Genomic DNA, 18,144 nt, shown 5'->3' with positions numbered 1-18,144 from the left:
TATCCTATAACTATGTCGATACTTAAAAAAATAACATTCTTTACTTCTGCCGCTCTTGCTACATTAATCACTAATGTAGCAATGGCGCAGGATAAAGCTACCGACGCTGGCGCTGAAGCTACAAAGGCAGCTGCACGCTCAGATATGTGGCTTTCTGTTGCTTTCTACATATTAATGTTTGTTGCTGCCGGTTTTATTCTTGGTGTAGTTGGTCGTGCATTAAAAGTGTATGAACTTACAGCCTCTGCTACCGGAAAGAAAAAAGGCATTAACTGGAATTCAATCAACGCAACATTATTCCTTACAATTGGTTTCTTAGGTTTATATGGTGCTTTTTGGGAGTTTGCTCACCATGGTAAAATGATTTTACCAGAGCCTGCTTCAAAGCATGGTGTTGATACGGATAACCTGTTGCATGTTACGTTTTACATCACTTTCGCTGTATTCGTAATCACTCACGTTTTATTATTCCTTTATGTTTTCCTTTATAGAAATCGCAAAGGACATAAAGCCTATTACTATCCTCACAACGACAATTTAGAGAAAATCTGGACATTGGTTCCTGCTATCGTATTAAGTATTTTGGTGTTCTTTGGTTGGAAAACCTGGACAACCATTATGTACCCAGGCGATTTAGCGAACACTATTAAAGTTGAGGCTGTTGCAGAACAGTTTAAATGGACAGTGCGCTATGCAGGTAAAGACAATGTGTTAGGTGCTCGTAACTATCGTTTAATTGGTGGTGATAACGTGTTAGGTGTTAAGTTTGATCAAGACAGCACTTCTCACGACGACTTTTTCCCTCAAGAAATTGTATTGCCAGTAAATAAACAGGTACAGTTCCAATTTGGAGCAAAAGATGTAATTCACTCAGCTTATATGCCGCATTTCCGCGTGCAGATGAACTGTGTACCTGGTATGAACACTTACTTTACGTTTACTCCAACCATTACGACTAATGAAATGCGTTCAAAAGTAAACGATGCTAAATTTGATTACTTATTGTACTGTAACAAGATTTGTGGTGCATCTCACTTCAATATGAAGTTTGTAATCAAAGTAGTAAGTGAAAAAGAATACAGAGCTTGGTTAAAAGAGCAAAAACCTTTCTGGGTTCAAAAGCACGAAAAACCAACTCCTGCTGCTCCAACTCCGGCAACGGCTCCTGCTGATTCAACAAAAGCAGATACTGTAGCGGCAAATAAATCATTGGCAATTAATATTAAATAATTAGAGAGAAAAATAGTATTACCATGGCTACTCAAGCAATAAGTTCTCCTGAGGCAGTTCATCATCACGATGTTCATGGCCACGATGCTCACGGGCATCACCATGAATCATTCTTGTCGAAATACGTTTTTAGTATGGACCACAAGATGATTGCCAAGCAGTTTTTGATCACCGGTATTATTATGGGTGTAATCGGGATGATATTATCTATCATCTTCCGTATCCAGTTGGCATGGCCTGATAAAGAGTTTCCTTTGTTCGAAGTACTTTTGGGCAAATGGGGAGCTGGTGGGCGTTTAGATCCTGCGTTTTACCTTTCATTGGTTACAATACACGGTACCATCATGGTATTTTTTGTATTGACAGCTGGTTTAAGTGGAACCTTTTCAAATTTACTGATCCCTTATCAAATTGGTGCTCGTGATATGGCTTCGCCTTTCATGAACATGCTTTCATATTGGTTCTTCTTTATGGCAAGCGTTGTGATGGTTGCTTCATTCTTCGTGGAAACCGGTCCTGCCGGTCCGGGATGGACAATTTATCCACCGTTATCTGCTTTGCCTAAAGCAATGCCTGGTTCAGGTGTGGGTATGACAATGTGGTTGATCTCAATGGCAATGTTCATCGCTTCATCTTTGATGGGTGGTATCAACTACATCAGTACTGTATTAAATATGCGTACCAAAGGAATGTCAATGACTCGTATGCCATTGACTATCTGGGCGTTCTTCTTAACTGCTGTTTTGGGTCTATTGTCATTCCCTGTATTATTTGCAGCAGTAATTCTTTTGATTTTTGACCGCAGCTTCGGAACAAGTTTCTACTTGTCTGATATTTACTTAGGTGGAGAGGCTTTACCTAATACAGGTGGTAGCCCGATCTTATTCCAGCACTTATTCTGGTTCTTAGGTCACCCAGAGGTATATATCATCATTATGCCTGCTTTAGGTCTTACTTCAGAGATCATCGCTACTAATGCACGTAAACCAATCTTTGGTTACCGTGCAATGATCGGTTCATTGTTGGGTATTTCGTTCCTTTCGTTCATCGTTTGGGGACACCACATGTTTGTAACCGGTATGAACCCATTCTTAGGTTCGGTGTTCATGTTTACTACGTTGATCATTGCGGTTCCTTCTGCTGTAAAAACCTTTAACTACCTTGCAACATTATGGAAAGGTAATATTCACTTTACTCCTGCAATGTTGTTCGCTATCGGATTGGTGTCATTCTTCATCTCTGGTGGTTTAACAGGTCTGTTCTTAGGAAACCCTTCATTAGATATCAACTTACACGACACATATTTCGTAGTTGCTCACTTCCACATCGTAATGGGTTGTTCTGCAATCTTTGGTATGTTGGCGGGTGTTTACCACTGGTATCCTAAAATGTTTGGTAAGATGATGGATAGCAAATTAGGTTATTTACACTTCTGGTTAACCTTTATTTCTGCTTACCTGGTATTCTTCCCAATGCACTTTATGGGCTTAGACGGTGTTCCTCGTCGTTATTATACCTTTACTGAATTTGAAATGTTCACTAAATGGTTATCATTGAATAAGTTCATCACTTTAGCAGCTATTTTAGGTGCTATTGCGCAGGTTTTATTCTTGTATAACTTCTTTGTAAACATTTTCAAAGGTAAACGTGCTCCTCAAAACCCTTGGAACTCTAATACTTTAGAGTGGACTACTCCGGTTGAGCACTTCCACGGTAACTGGCCAGGTGAAATTCCTGCTGTTTATCGTTGGCCATATGATTACAGTAAACCTGGAGCTGAAAAAGATTTCATCCCTCAAACTGTAACATTGGCTGAAACCGTAAGTTCAAATACTCCTCATGATTTTGGATATCATGGAGATGAGGCTCAGTTTACACATGAGCACTATTCATCAAAAACTTTATCGGTTTCAGAAGAGCAAAAAGCTCAGGAATCTAATTAATATTAAAATTGAGTATCTGATCATTTATTGATCAGGTACTCAACTTTTATACAGAAATGCAGAGTAAATCCGAAAAAAAATTCTTATCCGTTTGTTTTATAACAATTGTGCTCACTTACCTTGTAATTTTTGCAGGTGGTGTGGTAAGAAGTACAGGTTCTGGGATGGGTTGTCCCGATTGGCCTAAATGTTTCGGTCATTATATTCCACCTACTACAATTGATGAGCTTACTTTTTCTGAAGGGAAGTTCTTCAAAAAAGGTTACGTAGTAATTTGGAATGAAGCCCTTTATAAAGCTAAAAGCGATTTTACAACAGGCAAAGAATTTATTCCGAGCGACTGGGAAAAATATACCAAGCATGATTATGCTAAATTCAATGTATATCATACCTGGACTGAATATGTAAATCGTTTAGCAGGTGTTCTTTTAGGTTTTGGCGCAATTGCAACCGTGATTTTTTCATTCAGTTATATTAAACTGGGAAAAGGTAATGTGTTTGCATTAAGTCTGTTAAATCTTTTTCTTATTGGTTTTCAGGGATGGATGGGGGCTAAAGTAGTGGAGAGTAATCTGAAAGCTTATATGGTTACGATTCACATGCTGATTGCCTTGGTAATTTTGGCTCTTTTCATTTATATATATGAGTTGGCCAAGGTTAGAAAGTTTTCATCTTCGGAGTTTGAAGGCGTTAAGTTTAAACAAGTAAAGTGGACAACCTCTTTATTGCTGATCTTAACCATTGTGCAAATTCTTATAGGAACTCAGGTTAGAGAGGTGATTGACGAAATTGCTGCTGTTTTAAATGACAACGCACGAGATCAGTGGGTAAGCAGAGTAGGTTCACTATTTTTTACTCACAGAGAACTGGCAATAGGAGTGGCTGTTTTAACTGCATTTTTATATTATTTGCTAAGAAAAGTTTCATCAACAACACTTGTGAAGTTGGTAAACTACAATACGATTCTTGTTGGATTACAAATAGTCACAGGAATTGTATTAGCACAATTGGCACTTCCTCCAGTGTTTCAAACATTGCACCTTGTTTTTGGGTGCTTAATGTTCGGAGTTCAGGTTTGGGCCATTTTGTTTTTGTTTAGAATTAAGGCGACCGTAACAGTTGCCGCTTAAGAAAGAAGAAAGTGTTTTTAGAAAAAACAGTTAAAACCGATATATCAACCGTTATTTCTGCCAAGTACGCTGATTATGCTTCGTTGGTAAAAATGCGTTTGAGCTCTCTGGTCGTGTTTACGGCTGCTATTTCTTATCTCTACGCCGATAAAGGTGTTGAGGTAATGGATTGGTCAAAGTTTATTTCATTAATCATCGGAGGATTTCTGGTAACAGGTTCAGCCAATGGATTTAATCAAATACTGGAGAGAAATCTCGATAAATTTATGCGTCGCACGCAAGACCGTCCGCTTCCATCAGGTCGCATGACGGTTACCGAAGCATTGATTGCCAGCATTGTAATGGGTGTTTCGGGAGTGTTGTTGTTAGGATATCAAGTTAATTACTTAACCGCGTTCTTTGGAATATTCTCATTGTTATCGTATGCTTTTATTTATACGCCATTAAAGCAAGTTTCTCGCTTGGCTGTATTTGTTGGAGCTATACCAGGAGCAATGCCGCCATTATTAGGGTATGTAGCAAGTGCTAATCACTTTGGAATGGAGCCAGGCTTATTATTTGCCGTTCAGTTTGTATGGCAATTCACTCATTTTTGGGCAATTGCCTGGTTATTGAATGAGGATTATAATAAGGCGGGTTTTTATTTGCTACCATCTCTGTCGGGCACAACTAAAGCAAGTGCTTATTGGATTATGGCTTCTTCTATTATCCAGATTCCGGTAAGTATCCTTCTGTATACGTATAATTATGTTGGAGAGATTTATCTTGTTTCAGCAATCATTATGGGTATTTGGGGATTATTTCCTGCTTACAAGTTAATTAAGAATTGCGATGTTGTCTCTGCAAAGAAGGTGATGCTTACAGGTTTTCTGTATATTATGGTAATTCAAGTGATGATGTTAGTAGATAAGATTTAAGTATGCAAAATATAGCGATGAATACCGAAAATACTAAACTCAATATCAGACCTATAAAGTTTGTACTTTGGTTGTTCATTGTAGCAAGCATTATGTTGTTTGCTGCATTTACATCAAGTTACATTGTTCGTAGAGCTGAAGGAAACTGGGTTGAATTTGAGATGCCGAGCATGTTTATGGTTTCTACAGTTATAATCATAGCAAGTAGTTTAACTATGCATTGGGCATACCTTTCGGGTAAGAAATTAAATTTCGGCAGTCAAAAATTAGGCTTATGGCTAACCATGCTATTAGGGCTTGCATTTTTGGTTTGTCAATATATTTCATGGCAGCAATTGGTTGCAGAGAAAGTGTTTTTTGTTGGTAATCCTTCAGGATCATTTTTGTATGTAATATCAGGCTTACATGGAGTTCACATTTTTGCAGGTATTGCATTTTTACTCGCAGCATTGATTGGAGTATATCGCAATATCGCTCAGGTTAAGAACGTGTTACGATTAGAGTTAGCCTCTATATTTTGGCATTTTCTTGATATTTTATGGATTTATTTATACGTTTTTTTACTTTTGAACCACTAATAATTTAATCGATGAGTACTGTTGCACAATTAGAAGAAGTTAAATCGGGTCCTTGGAGTGGTGGAAAATCTCCGTTTTCTGTTGAGTACGGAAAGCTGATGATGTGGTTTTTCCTCTTATCAGACGTTTTCACTTTTTCAGCTTTATTGATTTTTTATGGCGCAATGCGCTTTAAAAGCCTTAGCTGGCCTGATCCTGACGTAGTTTTCCAGTCGGCGCCAGGTATACCTCATGGAGCACCTTTGGTGTTTGTGGGTATTATGACTTTTATCCTCATCTTTAGTTCTGTTACGATGGTATTAGCTGTTGAAGCTGGTCACCGTAACTCTAAAAGCGAAGTAGTTAAATGGTTAATTCTTACCGTAATTGGTGGATTTACCTTTTTAGGCTGTCAGGCTTGGGAGTGGTCGCACCTTATTCATGAAGGTATGACTCTACACCACAATCCATTTATGAACGCTGATGGATCTACCGGAGCTGTTCAATTTGGGCAATTATTCTTTGTTATCACTGGTTTTCACGGTTTCCACGTATTTACAGGAGTTGTGATCAATCTTGTTATTCTGATCAATGCAATTGCTGGTACTTATGAACGCCGCGGTCATTACCTGATGGTGGAGAAAGTTGGTTTATACTGGCACTTTGTAGACCTTGTTTGGGTATTCGTATTTACCTTATTCTATTTAGTTTAATCTGTTAACTCTGAATTTTAATATAAAATGTCAGCACACGAACACGCTATCGCTCACGAGCATCACGGCGAACACGAAACAATGAGCAAAGGCAAGATCTGGAGAGTATTCTTCATTTTGTTAGGAGTTACTGTACTGGAATTCTTTATTGCGTTATATTGTCTTCCACATGCATGGTTTTCTCAGGAAGTTGCCAACTTCCTGTATATTGCCTTAACAATTGTTAAAGCAGCTTATATCGTAGCGTACTTTATGCACTTAAAGTTTGAAAAGATCGGACTTATCTTGGCTATTGTACTACCGATGATTTTCTTAATCTATTTTGTTTCCTTGATGATTATTGAGGGCAATCATTTATTACTTGGAGTAAAATAAAGTATGTCAGAAAGGCGTAGTCTCTTGAAAAAATTGGCTATCCTGTTTTTCGTATTTGCTTTACCTGCTATAACCTTCTTCTGGTTAAAAACAGGCCAAAATATGTACAAGCCACTTCGGGTTCTAGGACCTAAGGAAGTGGCTTCTACTTTTCATACTAAGAAAGGCAGAAAAATACAGGATACCATTTATCACACCATTAGTTTTTATCCCGCAGCTGATACAGGGAAAATCATAATGGCTAATTTCCTATTAACCGATGATTCATTCGGGAATAAGGCAATGAATGAGCAAACATGGCGTTTGGTTCAGTATTTTAAAAAGAATCCGAAGCTTTCATTCATTACTTATACCGGTGATACTAAATGGTTGGCTGATAGTAGCAAAAACGATAATTGGAAAGTTGTTTACGCTCCGGCAGATTCGCTGGCAGCGATTGCAAAGCAACAGTATTTACTTAGCGAGATTCAGTTAGATAGTATTACCAAAAAGTATACTGCAGCCCGCAGATATGTGATGCTTGATAGCCATCACCGGATACGAGGAATGTATAAGATGGAAAATCGTTTTAATATTGATACGTTGATGGATGAAGTTAAGGTATTAACAGTTGAGTTGATTCGGGAAGAGGATGATAAAAAATTAAAGTAAAATGTCGGAAAAATCAATTTTTAGAATAGTTGCAGGGGTATCCATTTTTGTATTTGCGGTAGTTGTTATATTGAACCGTAAAATACTTCCGGCACCGGCTGTTGATCCGGTTGCTATTTTAATACTACCTAAGATAAACGCTATTATTAACGGTACCTGTACGGTTTTACTTCTTTTGTCACTGTATTTCATTAGGCAAAAGAACATAGCTACACATAAAAAGTTAAACTTGACCGCTTTCTTTTTGTCGAGCTTATTTTTAGTGTCGTATATAGCTTATCATTGGTTAGCTCCGCAAGAAGCTCGATTTGGGGATTTAAATCATGATGGTATAGTCGATCCTTCTGAAATTACAGCAGCAGGTGTATCACGTGTAATTTACCTGATAATCTTAATTAGCCATATTATTTTGGCCGCATTGGTGCTTCCAATGGTATTATTATCCTTTTACTGGGGATTAAAAATGGAAGTAACAAAACACCGGAAGATTACTCGTTGGGCTTACCCAATTTGGTTATATGTAACAATAACCGGAGTGGTTGTGTACCTGATGATCTCTCAGTATTATATCAGTTAATAAAAACAAAGTAAACGCTAAAAACGTTAATTTTGTAACCTGTAAATAAGGTAAATATGAAGAAGTTAGTTGCTTGTTTGAGTTTGTTCGGCCTGTTTTTACTAGCAATGCCAAAAGATGCAAATGCACAGTGTCCAATGTGTAAATCATCTGTAGAATCATCAATTTCAGAGGGTGGTAAAAAGGGTAGAGGTTTAAATAATGGGATTATCTACTTATTGATTGCTCCTTATTTTGCAGTTGCTGGCGTCGGATTTCTATGGTATAGAAATTATCGTCGTAAAAACGTAAATATTGATATTCCGGATCAGAAACTTAATCTGAATTAATAGAAGATATAAGCTTCATCTACATTAATAAAAAAACTCAAAACTATCATTTATAGAGTTTTGATAAAAACATAGTAATTATGGCTATTTCAAAAACACAAGCTATCCTTCAGCAAAAATGTCCACGCTGTAGGGAGGGTGAGATGTTTAAATATCCTACTTATAATTTGGCCAATTATCAAAAGATGTATACAAACTGTCCGGTTTGTGGTTTACGTTATGAAATTGAGCCAGGTTTTTTTTGGGGTGGTATGTATTTTAGTTATGCTTTGAATGTAGCGCAAAGCGTTGTATTGGGTTTTGCTACCTACTATTTTCTTAATAATCCTGCTGCATGGGTTTATTTAACTATAATTATTGGAGCAATTTTTTTATTTATGCCTCTTAACTTTAGATTCGGTCGGGTTTTGATGTTGCACCTTTTTGCTCCGGTGCATTATGATCCATCCTATTCAAAACGCTGATATGTTACATCAAACTACCTTTGATTTTTTAGCTGAATTAGCCATTAATAATAACCGTGAATGGTTTATGGCTAATAAGCCACGTTATGAAACTGCACGAAAAAACGTAGAAGAATTGGTTGACGCAATAATTAAGAAACTTGCAACAATTGATCCCGCGGTTGCTGGTCTTACCGGCAAGAAAAGCGTTATGCGTATTTATCGTGATGTACGCTTCAGTAAAGATAAGTCTCCTTACAAAAAGAACTTTGGTATAGTACTGGGGACAACAGAAAAGGGGGTTAATGGCCCTTGTTATTACCTTCATGTTGAGCCCGGACAATGTTTCGTAGCCGGAGGATATTGGATGCCACCTGCAGATCATGTGAAAGCTATCCGTCAGGAGATTGATTATAATACCGAAGAATTTAAATCAATAATTGGAGGGAAGGGTTTTAAGCAGTATTTCAAAGAGCTGGATGTAGAAGAGAAGTTAAAAACAGCTCCTAAAGGATACCCCTCAGATCATCCTGATATTGAGTTGCTAAAACTGAAAAGTTATACGGCTTCAACCCAGCTAAATGCTAAAGAACTGTTGGACAATAAAGTGGTTGATAAGATTGTAAATATTTTTAGTGAGTTGTTTTTGCTAAATCAATTTCTACAAAACGCTATTTCGTCTTAAAGAATATTAAAAAGCTCTAAAAGCGACAGATGAATTATCTGTCGCTTTTTTATGGGTAATATTTTCGTGTTTATACGATTAACAATTGGGCATTCGTTATTTTGGCAGCATTAAACATCATAAGAAATGATCAAGAATACTTTCGTTCCATCGTTATTTGTTGCTTCGGTTATTGGTTTATCGTCATGTGTGGCCCTCAGTAAAAAGGATTATAAAAAACTAATTGGTGAACGCGACTCATTACAAAATGCACTTGTAAATTGTTTTACCCATGGCGACAGTTTAATGGCTGTTGCCAATAAATTAAAGGGTGATACATCAAATCTTGGAGATCAGCTTCGACTATCTCAGGAGCAGAACGATCAGCTTTTTAAAGATTATTCTGCTTTACGCAATAATAGCAGTGGTGAGATTAAAAAGTTAAGCAGTGATTTAGCTGCAAGGGAAAAGAATTTAAGAGAAGTAGAGGTCATTTTAAAGAGCAGAGAAGAAGCAACTAATGCATTGCGTGAAAAACTATCAAAAGCACTGTTGGGTTTCCAGGAGAGCGGCTTAACGGTTTCTGTAAAGGATGGTAAGGTGTATGTTTCATTAACAGATAAACTTTTGTTTGATACAGGAAGTATCGTTATCGATAGTAAAGGAAAAGAGGCTTTGGATGAATTAGCTAAAGTATTGAAAACACAAATGGATATTAATATTCTGGTTGAAGGCCATACTGATAATGCACGTGTACGAAACCTGGGTCAGATTAAAGATAACTGGGACTTAAGTGTGCTTAGAGCAACTTCAGTAGTCAGGTATTTAACGGAAGTTCAAAAACTAGAGCCAATTAAACTTGAGGCTGCCGGACGCGGTGAATTCATGCCGATTACACAGGAATCGACTGCCGAAGCGAAGAGCAAAAATCGAAGAATTGAAATTATTATTTCTCCTAAGTTGGATGAATTATATAATTTACTTCAGAAAAACTAATTAAGTATGAAACGTTTAATTTTTATACTGTTAATAATATTTTGCTCCAATACAATTTTTGCTCAGTCGAAAGAAGAAAAACTGGATAAGACTATAAAATCGCTCTATGCATCTATTTCAGGTGGTGCGGGACAGGTACGAGATACGACACTTATTCGTACATTGTTTATTGCGGATGGTCGTCTTTGTCCGATTGGCGTTAAAGACGGAAAAATTGTTAATCGGGTTTTAAGCGTTAGTCAATATTTATCAGGTTTGGTCAAGTTAACAAAGGATAAAGGTTTTTTTGAAAAGGAGATTTTCAGAAAGACTGACATCTTTGGAAATATGGCCCAGGTATTATCAACTTACCAATCGTTTCACAATGCTGATGATCGAGAACCTTTTCAAAGAGGTATTAATAGTTTTCAGTTAATGTATGATGGTGTTGATTGGAAGATAATGAACATTACCTGGAATGCAGAAAGTTCGGAGAACCCAATTCCTAACAAATATTTAGAATAATAACTTACAATAAAGGCTCGGATATTCGAGCCTTTATTACTTATATAAAAATTAAAAAGGGCTTGTAAACTCGCTTAGCTTAGGTAATATCATATCTTTTTCTGAAACCAATACATCGGTAGTTCCCCAATTGATATTAACATCCGGATCGTTCCAGATGATTCCGCCTTCTGATGCTTTATTGTAAAAGTTGGTACACTTGTAAGTAAAAATGGTTTCATCTTCCAAGGTTAGAAATCCATGGGCAAAACCTGGTGGAATCCAGAACTGTAATTGATTTTCAGCAGTCAATTCAACTGTGAAGTATTGTCCGAATGTTGGCGAGCATTTTCTGATGTCAACTGCAATGTCTAAAACAGCACCTTGTATTACACGAACTAATTTCCCCTGTGCAAAAGGAGGGGCCTGGAAATGCAATCCCCTTAAAGTTCCTTTTGAAGATTTTGATTGATTGTCTTGCACAAATTCATCTGTGATTCCTGCTTCAGTAAAACTGTTTTTATTAAAACTTTCAAAGAAATATCCTCTATTATCGGCGAACACACGAGGCTCAATGATCAATAAGTCTTTAATGGGTGTTGTAGTAATTTTCATTTAGAAATAAAACCAGTTGAACAACTGGCAAATTAGGTTTTAAAAAAGATGTTAAATTATTGAGCAGATCCTTCTTCCCAAATCTGCATAATTGACCGGAAAGCGACTATTTTATTGCCATATTTTGCTGTTGTTTCTGCACGCAAGGCTGGAGCAAATTCATTTTCGTAGCGGTTGTAGTCTTCTATGGAATGACAGAAATATTGAAATGAAAAGGTGCTTCCTTCTTGCTCTGGATCTATTGGGGCGAGTAGTTCAGCAATTCGGTATGAAAGAAAAATTCCTGTTTTCATAACACTTGGAATATGCTCGGTACGCATCCATTGCATCCATTCCTCTAAAACGTCGTTCTCTATATTAATGGTTACATTATATTGTATCATATCCATGTAGTTTGAAACAAAGGTTGGAAAAAAAAGAGAAAAGATGTGAATTGTAGAAAAAAATATATGATCATTGTAGGGCTTTTTGTAGCATAATAGTTTAAAAATCAGTATATTTAGACTAATCCCTCCTTATCCCCACTGCCTTATGTTTGCGCTTAATTCTCATATTAAAAAGTTATCCCTGATAGCAATAGTTATTGCATTTTCAGTACAGGAAGTAGTTGCACAGTCAACATATGCTGAAAGATTAGGCTGGCCTAAAGGCTCCAGAGTATTGATCTTGCATGTTGATGATGCCGGTATGTCATTTGACTCCAACCAAGGGACTATTGAGGCCCTGGAAAAAGGTGTAGCCAATTCTTTTAGTGTGATGATGCCCTGTCCCTGGGTATCTCCGATGGTTAAATACATAAAAGAAAATCCAACGGTGGATGCAGGTATTCACATTACATTAACTTCAGAATGGGAAACCTACCGATGGGGACCACTAGCCGGACAAAAACGGGTTCCAGGCTTAACAGATAAAGATGGCTGTTTCTGGGAAGACGTTGGACAAGTACGTAAACATGCTTCATCCAAAGAAGTTGGTAGAGAAATAAGAGCTCAGCTTAAACGTGCTTCTCAGATGGGATTCTATCCAACTCACCTTGATACGCATATGGGAACAGTCTTTTCTAAGCCGGGCTATTTGCTTAAGTATATTCATATTGGTAAGAAAGAAAGAATTCCAATAATGTTTCCAGGCGGACATAATTCGATGCTTTTAGAGCAAGTTAAAACACGTGATTTATCAGAGTTAGATAAGGCCAAATTCATATATGCAAATGATCAGGCGTCAGCCAAATTGATGAAAATGATGAAACTTGCTCAAACACTCGGTAAAAAAGTTTGGAATGCCGGATTGCCGGTTTTAGATGATTTACATGGAATGAGCCAGGATTGGAAATTTCCGGATGATATGGAGATAACGGATAGTACTCTTCAAGAATGGTTTTCCGGTAAGTATCAGGAAAGTTTGAGCAGGCTTAAACCAGGTCTGACTATGGTGATTATGCATTGTACAAAAACGACTGACCTCTTTAAAGAATTTTCCGGTTCAGGAAACCGTAGAAAAGGTGATATGTTAGCCATGATGGATCCGAAATTCCGCAAATTTTTAGAAGATCAGGGCTTTATACTTACTACTTGGAGAGAAGTAATGGAAAGAAGAGCGAAAGTAGGGAAACAACGTTTTAAAAACGTAAATATGGATCTGCTTGCAACGGTTTTCCTTAATTAACAATATCACCTCTTAAAGCCCTGAATCGTTTTCGGGCTTCGAGAACATATAAGCTTCCAGGATATTGGGTTAATAAACGCTCATACAACTCTTGAGCTTTTGGTTTATTGTTTAGTTTTTCTTCATTTATTTCAGCCAACGTAAATAGCGCATCGTCGCCCCAAATATCAAAACTGTATTTTTCGATAACCTCAGTAAGTTTTTTAACCGCATTGTCAATATCATTTTGCTTCATTGCAATTTTAGATTCCGACATTAGGATGTCATCCATTAATGCATGTGTGGGATATTGAGTCTTTAGACTATCGAGTGTTGCTGTGGCATTTTTAAACTGATTTTTAAATAAAAGTAAATCAGCCCGAGCATACATTTTTAAAGGAATGTTGGTACTGTCGGGTCCCATATTATCGCTAATAACCAGTGATAAATTAAGTGCATCATTAGCAAATAGTTGTGAGGTTGATGCCTTCAATACATCCAACTGAGCTTTTGCCCATTCAAAATCTCCATTCCAAAATGATAAACGAGCACTTCTGTATCGTGCTTCTTGGCCCATTGGGTTATCTCGTAATGCTTTATCAACTTGACCATACAATAAAGTAGCTTCCCATACTTCTCCGGATAAAACATAAACATCGCCTAAATCAAGTTTACATTGAGCTTGCAACGTATACGAAATACGGGGTGTTTTAATGGCATCTTCTAATAGTTGAATGGCCTCCGGTACTTTCTGAAGGTAATATGCTTTTAGGCTGGCAAGTTCTCTTACTAGGAATAAACTTTCATTGCTTTTTCCAAATTCTTGTATAGCCTGCTGGTAATCGCTTTCAAGTGATATTAAATCTTCCTGAGTGTATTTGCCACTCATTATTTTTTTATTTTTAGCACTGATCATGGCCATTTTAGCTTCACCATACAACGGACTTAATGGTTTACGGTTAACCACATTGTTAAACGCTTTAATGGCTAAGTCATAATCCTCGCCTTCTAATGCAGCATCTCCAACCGTGAATAATTTCTCACCGTCTTCAAATAAATTACGATCGTAAGTAATTGCTGCGTCAAGTGCCTTATTGAAATTATTTTCTTGTAAATATTGCCAGATCATTAGCTCTGCCAGTTCCGGATTTTTATTATCCTTATTAATTTTCTTTTGAAGGATACTTCTGAAATTTTCCCAATCTTTTTTTTCTTGAAGTGAACTGGATAGAATCGCCTTTGCTTGGCTTAAAAAACTGGGATTTTCTGCTAATTGAGTAAGTGTTTCTTCAATAATGGATGTTTTATCTTGCTTAATGTTGTATAAACGGGTGAGATCATAGGTGAAAAGTGTATTGTTACCCATTAATTGCCGCCCTTTTTTAAAAGTAGCGATCGCATAGTCAAATTCAGCAATAGAGTAAAACTTCTGACCAACATCAGTAATGGATAACATATCGGGCGTTATTTCATTAATAACCCTGCCGAAAGCATCTTTTGCTTTATTAGAATTCCCGCTTTGCTTATAAATGTTTCCTAAATCTATCTGATAGCGAAGGATGTTCTGATTTCTCTTGATCTGCTTTGCAACTATCTTTTCAGCTCTGTCAAACTGTTTAAGTTTCAGCAAGCAGCTCATTAGATTATTAAAGCTGTTTTCTGAGCCAGAACTATTAAATACCTCTTCATAAAGATCTGCTGCTTTTTGATACTCTCCGTTACGCAAAAAATCTTGCGCCAATGTTTCATCAACGTTTTTCTGAGCAAACGAGAGGGCAGGAACAACAGTGAACAAAAGGTATAAAATGATTCGACGCATATCGTAAAAATAGCAAACAGTTTGCAGTTTTACACTCACTACAAACTGTTTGCCGTATTTAATAATAATTTGCTCGTAACTAATAGGCTAATTTCCAATGAATGGAAGTATTTCAACTGTGGCGCCTTTTGCAATAGTGGTGTTAGGTAATATTCGTACATAACAGTTTGCAGAGGCGTAATCGGTGAGAATAATTTCATCTACTTTCTGTTGAAAGCTAACAATTACATCTTTATCAAATACTGAATAACGACCTATTGAAAAATGAGTATTATGAGTATCATTTTCATAAATGCTTGCAGAAATTGCTTTAATAAACTCAAAAGGTCTTCCTAAGGCTTTTAAAATAGCTGCACGGCCATAAAGTTCTGCATTTAGCAAAGCACCGGTTTGTTCTTCTGGTAAAAACATAACAATTTTATGATCATCAAAGCCCACCAGCGTTTTGTTGCCTGGCGTCTGATCGATATTGTTTGTGGTGAATTTTATACCAAACTGTTCAAATTTAGGGGCAAGCATGTGATGATCATATCCAGTAATTAATATAATATCAGACTTATCAATTAGTGTCTTGATCTGAAAATCCACATCCGGATTTTCTTTTATAAGCATGGGTTCTAAGGTAGTGTTCACTCCTTCGAAATGCTTGATCAGACTCTTAATGATAGGCGAAATAATAGGCTTTGATGGATAAAGATTGGTATAAACCGGTTGAATACAAACTTCAATAGGTTTGTAAACATTAAGTTGTTCAATATCCACCTTGTGTAAAATACCTAATTCATAAGGGCGCAACAATGTACCTTTTTTCAAAGTAGTTTCGTATGTTGCAAAATTACTGTGCTCATATATGTTTTGCTTTTCCGGCAATAGCAGGTCTTCTGCTAAAAACATATTTAATGAGTCTGCTAAATCAATACGAACAATACGTTTTGATGGGGCAAACTGCTGATTAATTGAGAATAAAACCTCTTCTACGGTAGTCAATGTGGAACGCATATTAAATAATATGCGAGTTTATATCGTTTCTTTGTTACAACCGTTAAAACAGCGTAATATTATTGTTTTTAGGGGGTAAAATTGTTGTTACAGCCCATTTCAGGGCCTTCAATTTTAACTATTTTTAACACGTTAACTTAAATAAAAGAGAGAAGAAGTAAACTTTATGAAGGTATTTTGTAAATACGTGTTGTTCTTATTTGCTGTTGTGATAAGTGCGTGTGATAAAAAAACTGCAGTACGGGAAATACCTATTGCTGATTTCTTCAGAAATCCTGAACGAACGTATTTTCGCTTATCACCCGACGGTGAATACGTGGCGTTTTTGCAACCATATAATAATCGGCTTAATATTTTTGTTCAGAAGCTGAGCTCCAATGAAGTTACTCAGGTAACAGCTGAAAGTGAAGATGCTGTATTGAAATATTGGTGGGGTGGAAATAATCAACTGGTTTACTTGAAAGACAATAATGGCGATGAGAAATATCACTTATATGCTGTAAATAAGGATGGCTCAAATAGTCATGACATTACTCCTTACCCGGAAGTTACTGTTCGCTTGATTGATATTTTAGACGATGGTAATATCTTAATGCTAATGAATAAGCGTGATCCTAAAAAGTTCGACGCTTATAGAATGAATCTTGAAACAGGTGAGTCCAAAATAATTGCTGAAAACCCAGGAAATATTAATTTCTGGCAGGCCGACCACGAAGGGAAATTATTATTAGCAATTGAAACTGACGGTGTTAATGAGCGATTATTATACAGGCCATCAGAAGATAAGCCTTTTAAAGTTGTAACCAGCATCGGCTTTAATGAAACACTTGATCCACAATGCTTCTCATTCCAAAATAATAAACACATTTATGCTCTTTCGAACATTGGTCGTGATAAAATGGCTTTGGTAGAGATTGACCTGCAAACCGGAAAGGAAATAAAAACAATCTATGAGAATAAAGATGTTGACGTAGCAGAAATTGGATACTCTAAAGTATTAAAAAGATTATTATGGGTAGGATTTACTACCTGGAAGTATGAAGTACACTTTTTGGATGAGCCTTCTCAATGTTTTTATGAAAATATCTCCAAAAAGCTTCCGGGTAAAGATCTATGGATAGCAGGTGTCGACAAAAAGGAAGAAAAATTTCTTGTTCGTACTTATAGCGATAAAAATCCCGGAACTTTTTATTTATATGAAAACAATTCCGATAAGTTAACCAAACTTAGTGATGTTTCTCCTTGGATTCATGAGTCTGAAATGGCTGATATGAAGCCAATTGCTTATCAATCAAGGGACGGACTAACCATTAACGGATACCTTACTCTTCCTAAAGGCAAGGAATCAGAAAAATTGCCTTTAGTAGTAATTCCTCACGGAGGACCTAGTCCATGGTCGCGTACTAAATGGGGCTATAATTCTGAAGTACAATTTTTGGCCAATAGAGGATATGCTGTTTTACAAGTTAATTACAGGGGGTCTACCGGATATGGAAAAGCATTTTTTCAAGCTTCTTTTAAAGAATGGGGTGGTAAAATGCAGGACGATATTACTGACGGAGTAAAATGGTTAATTAAGAAAAATGTAGCAGACTCTAATCGTATTGCCATCTATGGAAATGGTTATGGCGGCTACAGTGCATTTATAGGATGTATAAAAACTCCAGAATTGTACCGATGTGGAGTTTCATATTGTGGACTGTTAAATCTTTTCACTTATTTAAAAGATATTCCTCCTTATTATAAATCCATGCAAGGTATGTATTATGCATTGGTTGGAAATCCGGAATCGGATGCAGATGCATTGCGAGATGTATCCCCGATATTTCACGCAGAAAAAATAAACACGCCTATGCTGATAGCGCAAGGAGCTAAAGATCCTCGTGTAAATGTGGAGGAAACCAACCAATTGGTGAAAACACTTCAAAAGCGTGGTGTGGATGTAAAATACATTCTTAAGCAAAATGAAGGGGCTTATTTTACAAAACAGGAGAACAGGCTGGCATTTTATAATGCAATGGAAGAGTTTTTTAATGAAAATTTAAAGAAATAAGTTTTT

Annotated in this window: 20 protein-coding genes; 16 read left to right on the top strand and 4 right to left on the bottom strand. The window is 36.8% G+C overall.

Annotation, left to right across the window (positions count from 1 at the left end):
• The first annotated feature begins 12 nt into the window (after positions 1-12).
• The 14 genes from SOLCA_RS16475 to SOLCA_RS16410 all read left to right on the top strand — a co-directional run bounded on the left by SOLCA_RS16475 (position 13) and on the right by SOLCA_RS16410 (position 11,029).
• Entirely contained in the window at positions 13-1,230 is a 1,218-nt protein-coding gene (locus tag SOLCA_RS16475) for a cytochrome c oxidase subunit II (protein ID WP_014681593.1), read from the top strand.
• 23 nt (positions 1,231-1,253) lie between these two features.
• On the top strand, positions 1,254-3,173 hold the full coding sequence (locus SOLCA_RS16470; RefSeq protein WP_014681592.1) for a cytochrome c oxidase subunit I: 1,920 nt from the start codon (positions 1,254-1,256) through the stop codon (positions 3,171-3,173).
• Between the two features lie 56 nt (positions 3,174-3,229).
• Positions 3,230-4,303 (top strand): COX15/CtaA family protein, encoded by a 1,074-nt coding sequence (locus tag SOLCA_RS16465; RefSeq protein WP_014681591.1) that lies wholly within the window; start codon positions 3,230-3,232, stop codon positions 4,301-4,303.
• Positions 4,304-4,314: 11 nt separating this feature from the next.
• Positions 4,315-5,220: a heme o synthase gene (cyoE, locus tag SOLCA_RS16460; protein WP_014681590.1), complete on the top strand. Its 906-nt coding sequence runs from the start codon at positions 4,315-4,317 to the stop codon at positions 5,218-5,220.
• A 2-nt stretch (positions 5,221-5,222) separates the two neighbouring features.
• Positions 5,223-5,798 carry a cytochrome c oxidase subunit 3 gene (locus tag SOLCA_RS16455; RefSeq protein ID WP_014681589.1) on the top strand — a complete coding sequence of 192 codons (576 nt, stop codon included), beginning with the start codon at positions 5,223-5,225 and terminating at the stop codon, positions 5,796-5,798.
• 11 nt (positions 5,799-5,809) lie between these two features.
• Positions 5,810-6,490 carry a cytochrome c oxidase subunit 3 gene (locus SOLCA_RS16450; protein WP_014681588.1) on the top strand — a complete coding sequence of 227 codons (681 nt, stop codon included), beginning with the start codon at positions 5,810-5,812 and terminating at the stop codon, positions 6,488-6,490.
• 27 nt (positions 6,491-6,517) lie between these two features.
• Positions 6,518-6,865 (top strand): cytochrome C oxidase subunit IV family protein, encoded by a 348-nt coding sequence (locus SOLCA_RS16445; protein WP_014681587.1) that lies wholly within the window; start codon positions 6,518-6,520, stop codon positions 6,863-6,865.
• Positions 6,866-6,868: 3 nt separating this feature from the next.
• Entirely contained in the window at positions 6,869-7,516 is a 648-nt protein-coding gene (locus SOLCA_RS16440) for a hypothetical protein (protein WP_014681586.1), read from the top strand.
• A 1-nt stretch (position 7,517) separates the two neighbouring features.
• Positions 7,518-8,093 (top strand): DUF420 domain-containing protein, encoded by a 576-nt coding sequence (locus SOLCA_RS16435; protein WP_014681585.1) that lies wholly within the window; start codon positions 7,518-7,520, stop codon positions 8,091-8,093.
• A gap of 56 nt (positions 8,094-8,149) precedes the next feature.
• Positions 8,150-8,422, top strand: coding sequence for a hypothetical protein (locus SOLCA_RS16430; protein WP_014681584.1), 273 nt, complete (start codon positions 8,150-8,152; stop codon positions 8,420-8,422).
• Between the two features lie 80 nt (positions 8,423-8,502).
• Entirely contained in the window at positions 8,503-8,886 is a 384-nt protein-coding gene (locus SOLCA_RS16425; RefSeq protein WP_014681583.1) for a DUF983 domain-containing protein, read from the top strand.
• Position 8,887: 1 nt separating this feature from the next.
• The gene (locus tag SOLCA_RS16420; protein WP_042481504.1) at positions 8,888-9,550 is read left to right on the top strand and encodes a DUF2461 domain-containing protein; all 663 of its coding nucleotides are present in this window, start codon (positions 8,888-8,890) and stop codon (positions 9,548-9,550) included.
• A 126-nt stretch (positions 9,551-9,676) separates the two neighbouring features.
• Positions 9,677-10,525: an OmpA/MotB family protein gene (locus SOLCA_RS16415; RefSeq protein ID WP_014681581.1), complete on the top strand. Its 849-nt coding sequence runs from the start codon at positions 9,677-9,679 to the stop codon at positions 10,523-10,525.
• 6 nt (positions 10,526-10,531) lie between these two features.
• Positions 10,532-11,029: a hypothetical protein gene (locus tag SOLCA_RS16410; protein ID WP_014681580.1), complete on the top strand. Its 498-nt coding sequence runs from the start codon at positions 10,532-10,534 to the stop codon at positions 11,027-11,029.
• 51 nt (positions 11,030-11,080) lie between these two features.
• Here the strand turns inward: SOLCA_RS16410 and rfbC are convergent, their stop codons facing one another.
• Positions 11,081-11,623 (bottom strand): dTDP-4-dehydrorhamnose 3,5-epimerase, encoded by a 543-nt coding sequence (gene rfbC / locus SOLCA_RS16405; protein ID WP_014681579.1) that lies wholly within the window; start codon positions 11,621-11,623, stop codon positions 11,081-11,083.
• Positions 11,624-11,679: 56 nt separating this feature from the next.
• Positions 11,680-12,006 carry a DUF4286 family protein gene (locus SOLCA_RS16400; RefSeq protein WP_042481502.1) on the bottom strand — a complete coding sequence of 109 codons (327 nt, stop codon included), beginning with the start codon at positions 12,004-12,006 and terminating at the stop codon, positions 11,680-11,682.
• A gap of 148 nt (positions 12,007-12,154) precedes the next feature.
• Here SOLCA_RS16400 and SOLCA_RS16395 point away from each other — a divergent pair, with 148 nt between their 5' ends.
• Complete coding sequence (locus SOLCA_RS16395; RefSeq protein WP_014681577.1) at positions 12,155-13,288, top strand: polysaccharide deacetylase family protein; 1,134 nt, start codon at positions 12,155-12,157, stop codon at positions 13,286-13,288.
• Here SOLCA_RS16395 and SOLCA_RS16390 read toward each other — a convergent pair.
• Positions 13,281-15,086, bottom strand: a complete 1,806-nt coding sequence (locus SOLCA_RS16390) for a tetratricopeptide repeat protein (protein WP_014681576.1) — start codon at positions 15,084-15,086, stop codon at positions 13,281-13,283. The genes SOLCA_RS16395 and SOLCA_RS16390 overlap by 8 nt on opposite strands.
• A gap of 87 nt (positions 15,087-15,173) precedes the next feature.
• Positions 15,174-16,085, bottom strand: coding sequence for a molybdopterin-binding domain-containing protein (locus SOLCA_RS16385; RefSeq protein WP_014681575.1), 912 nt, complete (start codon positions 16,083-16,085; stop codon positions 15,174-15,176).
• Between the two features lie 166 nt (positions 16,086-16,251).
• On the opposite strand from SOLCA_RS16385, the gene SOLCA_RS16380 reads away from it, so the two are divergent.
• Positions 16,252-18,138 carry a S9 family peptidase gene (locus SOLCA_RS16380; RefSeq protein ID WP_014681574.1) on the top strand — a complete coding sequence of 629 codons (1,887 nt, stop codon included), beginning with the start codon at positions 16,252-16,254 and terminating at the stop codon, positions 18,136-18,138.
• The last annotated feature ends 6 nt before the right edge of the window (positions 18,139-18,144 follow it).

This window comes from Solitalea canadensis DSM 3403, from assembly GCF_000242635.2.
Taxonomy (GTDB): domain Bacteria; phylum Bacteroidota; class Bacteroidia; order Sphingobacteriales; family Sphingobacteriaceae; genus Solitalea; species Solitalea canadensis.
Note: the sequence above shows the minus strand (reverse complement) of the source record. Positions and strands in the feature narration are given on the sequence as shown.

What these genes read in the sequence shown, in the direction of transcription:
- SOLCA_RS16400 (WP_042481502.1), bottom strand. Translation starts at nt 12,006, where the DNA reads ATGATACAATATAATGTAACCATTAATATAGAGAACGACGTTTTAGAG.
- SOLCA_RS16395 (WP_014681577.1), top strand. Translation starts at nt 12,155, where the DNA reads ATGTTTGCGCTTAATTCTCATATTAAAAAGTTATCCCTGATAGCAATA.
- SOLCA_RS16430 (WP_014681584.1), top strand. Translation starts at nt 8,150, where the DNA reads ATGAAGAAGTTAGTTGCTTGTTTGAGTTTGTTCGGCCTGTTTTTACTA.
- SOLCA_RS16470 (WP_014681592.1), top strand. Translation starts at nt 1,254, where the DNA reads ATGGCTACTCAAGCAATAAGTTCTCCTGAGGCAGTTCATCATCACGAT.
- SOLCA_RS16385 (WP_014681575.1), bottom strand. Translation starts at nt 16,085, where the DNA reads ATGCGTTCCACATTGACTACCGTAGAAGAGGTTTTATTCTCAATTAAT.
- rfbC (WP_014681579.1), bottom strand. Translation starts at nt 11,623, where the DNA reads ATGAAAATTACTACAACACCCATTAAAGACTTATTGATCATTGAGCCT.
- SOLCA_RS16450 (WP_014681588.1), top strand. Translation starts at nt 5,810, where the DNA reads ATGAGTACTGTTGCACAATTAGAAGAAGTTAAATCGGGTCCTTGGAGT.
- SOLCA_RS16455 (WP_014681589.1), top strand. Translation starts at nt 5,223, where the DNA reads ATGCAAAATATAGCGATGAATACCGAAAATACTAAACTCAATATCAGA.
- SOLCA_RS16425 (WP_014681583.1), top strand. Translation starts at nt 8,503, where the DNA reads ATGGCTATTTCAAAAACACAAGCTATCCTTCAGCAAAAATGTCCACGC.
- SOLCA_RS16475 (WP_014681593.1), top strand. Translation starts at nt 13, where the DNA reads ATGTCGATACTTAAAAAAATAACATTCTTTACTTCTGCCGCTCTTGCT.
- SOLCA_RS16445 (WP_014681587.1), top strand. Translation starts at nt 6,518, where the DNA reads ATGTCAGCACACGAACACGCTATCGCTCACGAGCATCACGGCGAACAC.
- SOLCA_RS16415 (WP_014681581.1), top strand. Translation starts at nt 9,677, where the DNA reads ATGATCAAGAATACTTTCGTTCCATCGTTATTTGTTGCTTCGGTTATT.
- SOLCA_RS16390 (WP_014681576.1), bottom strand. Translation starts at nt 15,086, where the DNA reads ATGCGTCGAATCATTTTATACCTTTTGTTCACTGTTGTTCCTGCCCTC.
- SOLCA_RS16420 (WP_042481504.1), top strand. Translation starts at nt 8,888, where the DNA reads ATGTTACATCAAACTACCTTTGATTTTTTAGCTGAATTAGCCATTAAT.
- SOLCA_RS16380 (WP_014681574.1), top strand. Translation starts at nt 16,252, where the DNA reads ATGAAGGTATTTTGTAAATACGTGTTGTTCTTATTTGCTGTTGTGATA.
- SOLCA_RS16410 (WP_014681580.1), top strand. Translation starts at nt 10,532, where the DNA reads ATGAAACGTTTAATTTTTATACTGTTAATAATATTTTGCTCCAATACA.
- SOLCA_RS16440 (WP_014681586.1), top strand. Translation starts at nt 6,869, where the DNA reads ATGTCAGAAAGGCGTAGTCTCTTGAAAAAATTGGCTATCCTGTTTTTC.
- SOLCA_RS16435 (WP_014681585.1), top strand. Translation starts at nt 7,518, where the DNA reads ATGTCGGAAAAATCAATTTTTAGAATAGTTGCAGGGGTATCCATTTTT.
- SOLCA_RS16465 (WP_014681591.1), top strand. Translation starts at nt 3,230, where the DNA reads ATGCAGAGTAAATCCGAAAAAAAATTCTTATCCGTTTGTTTTATAACA.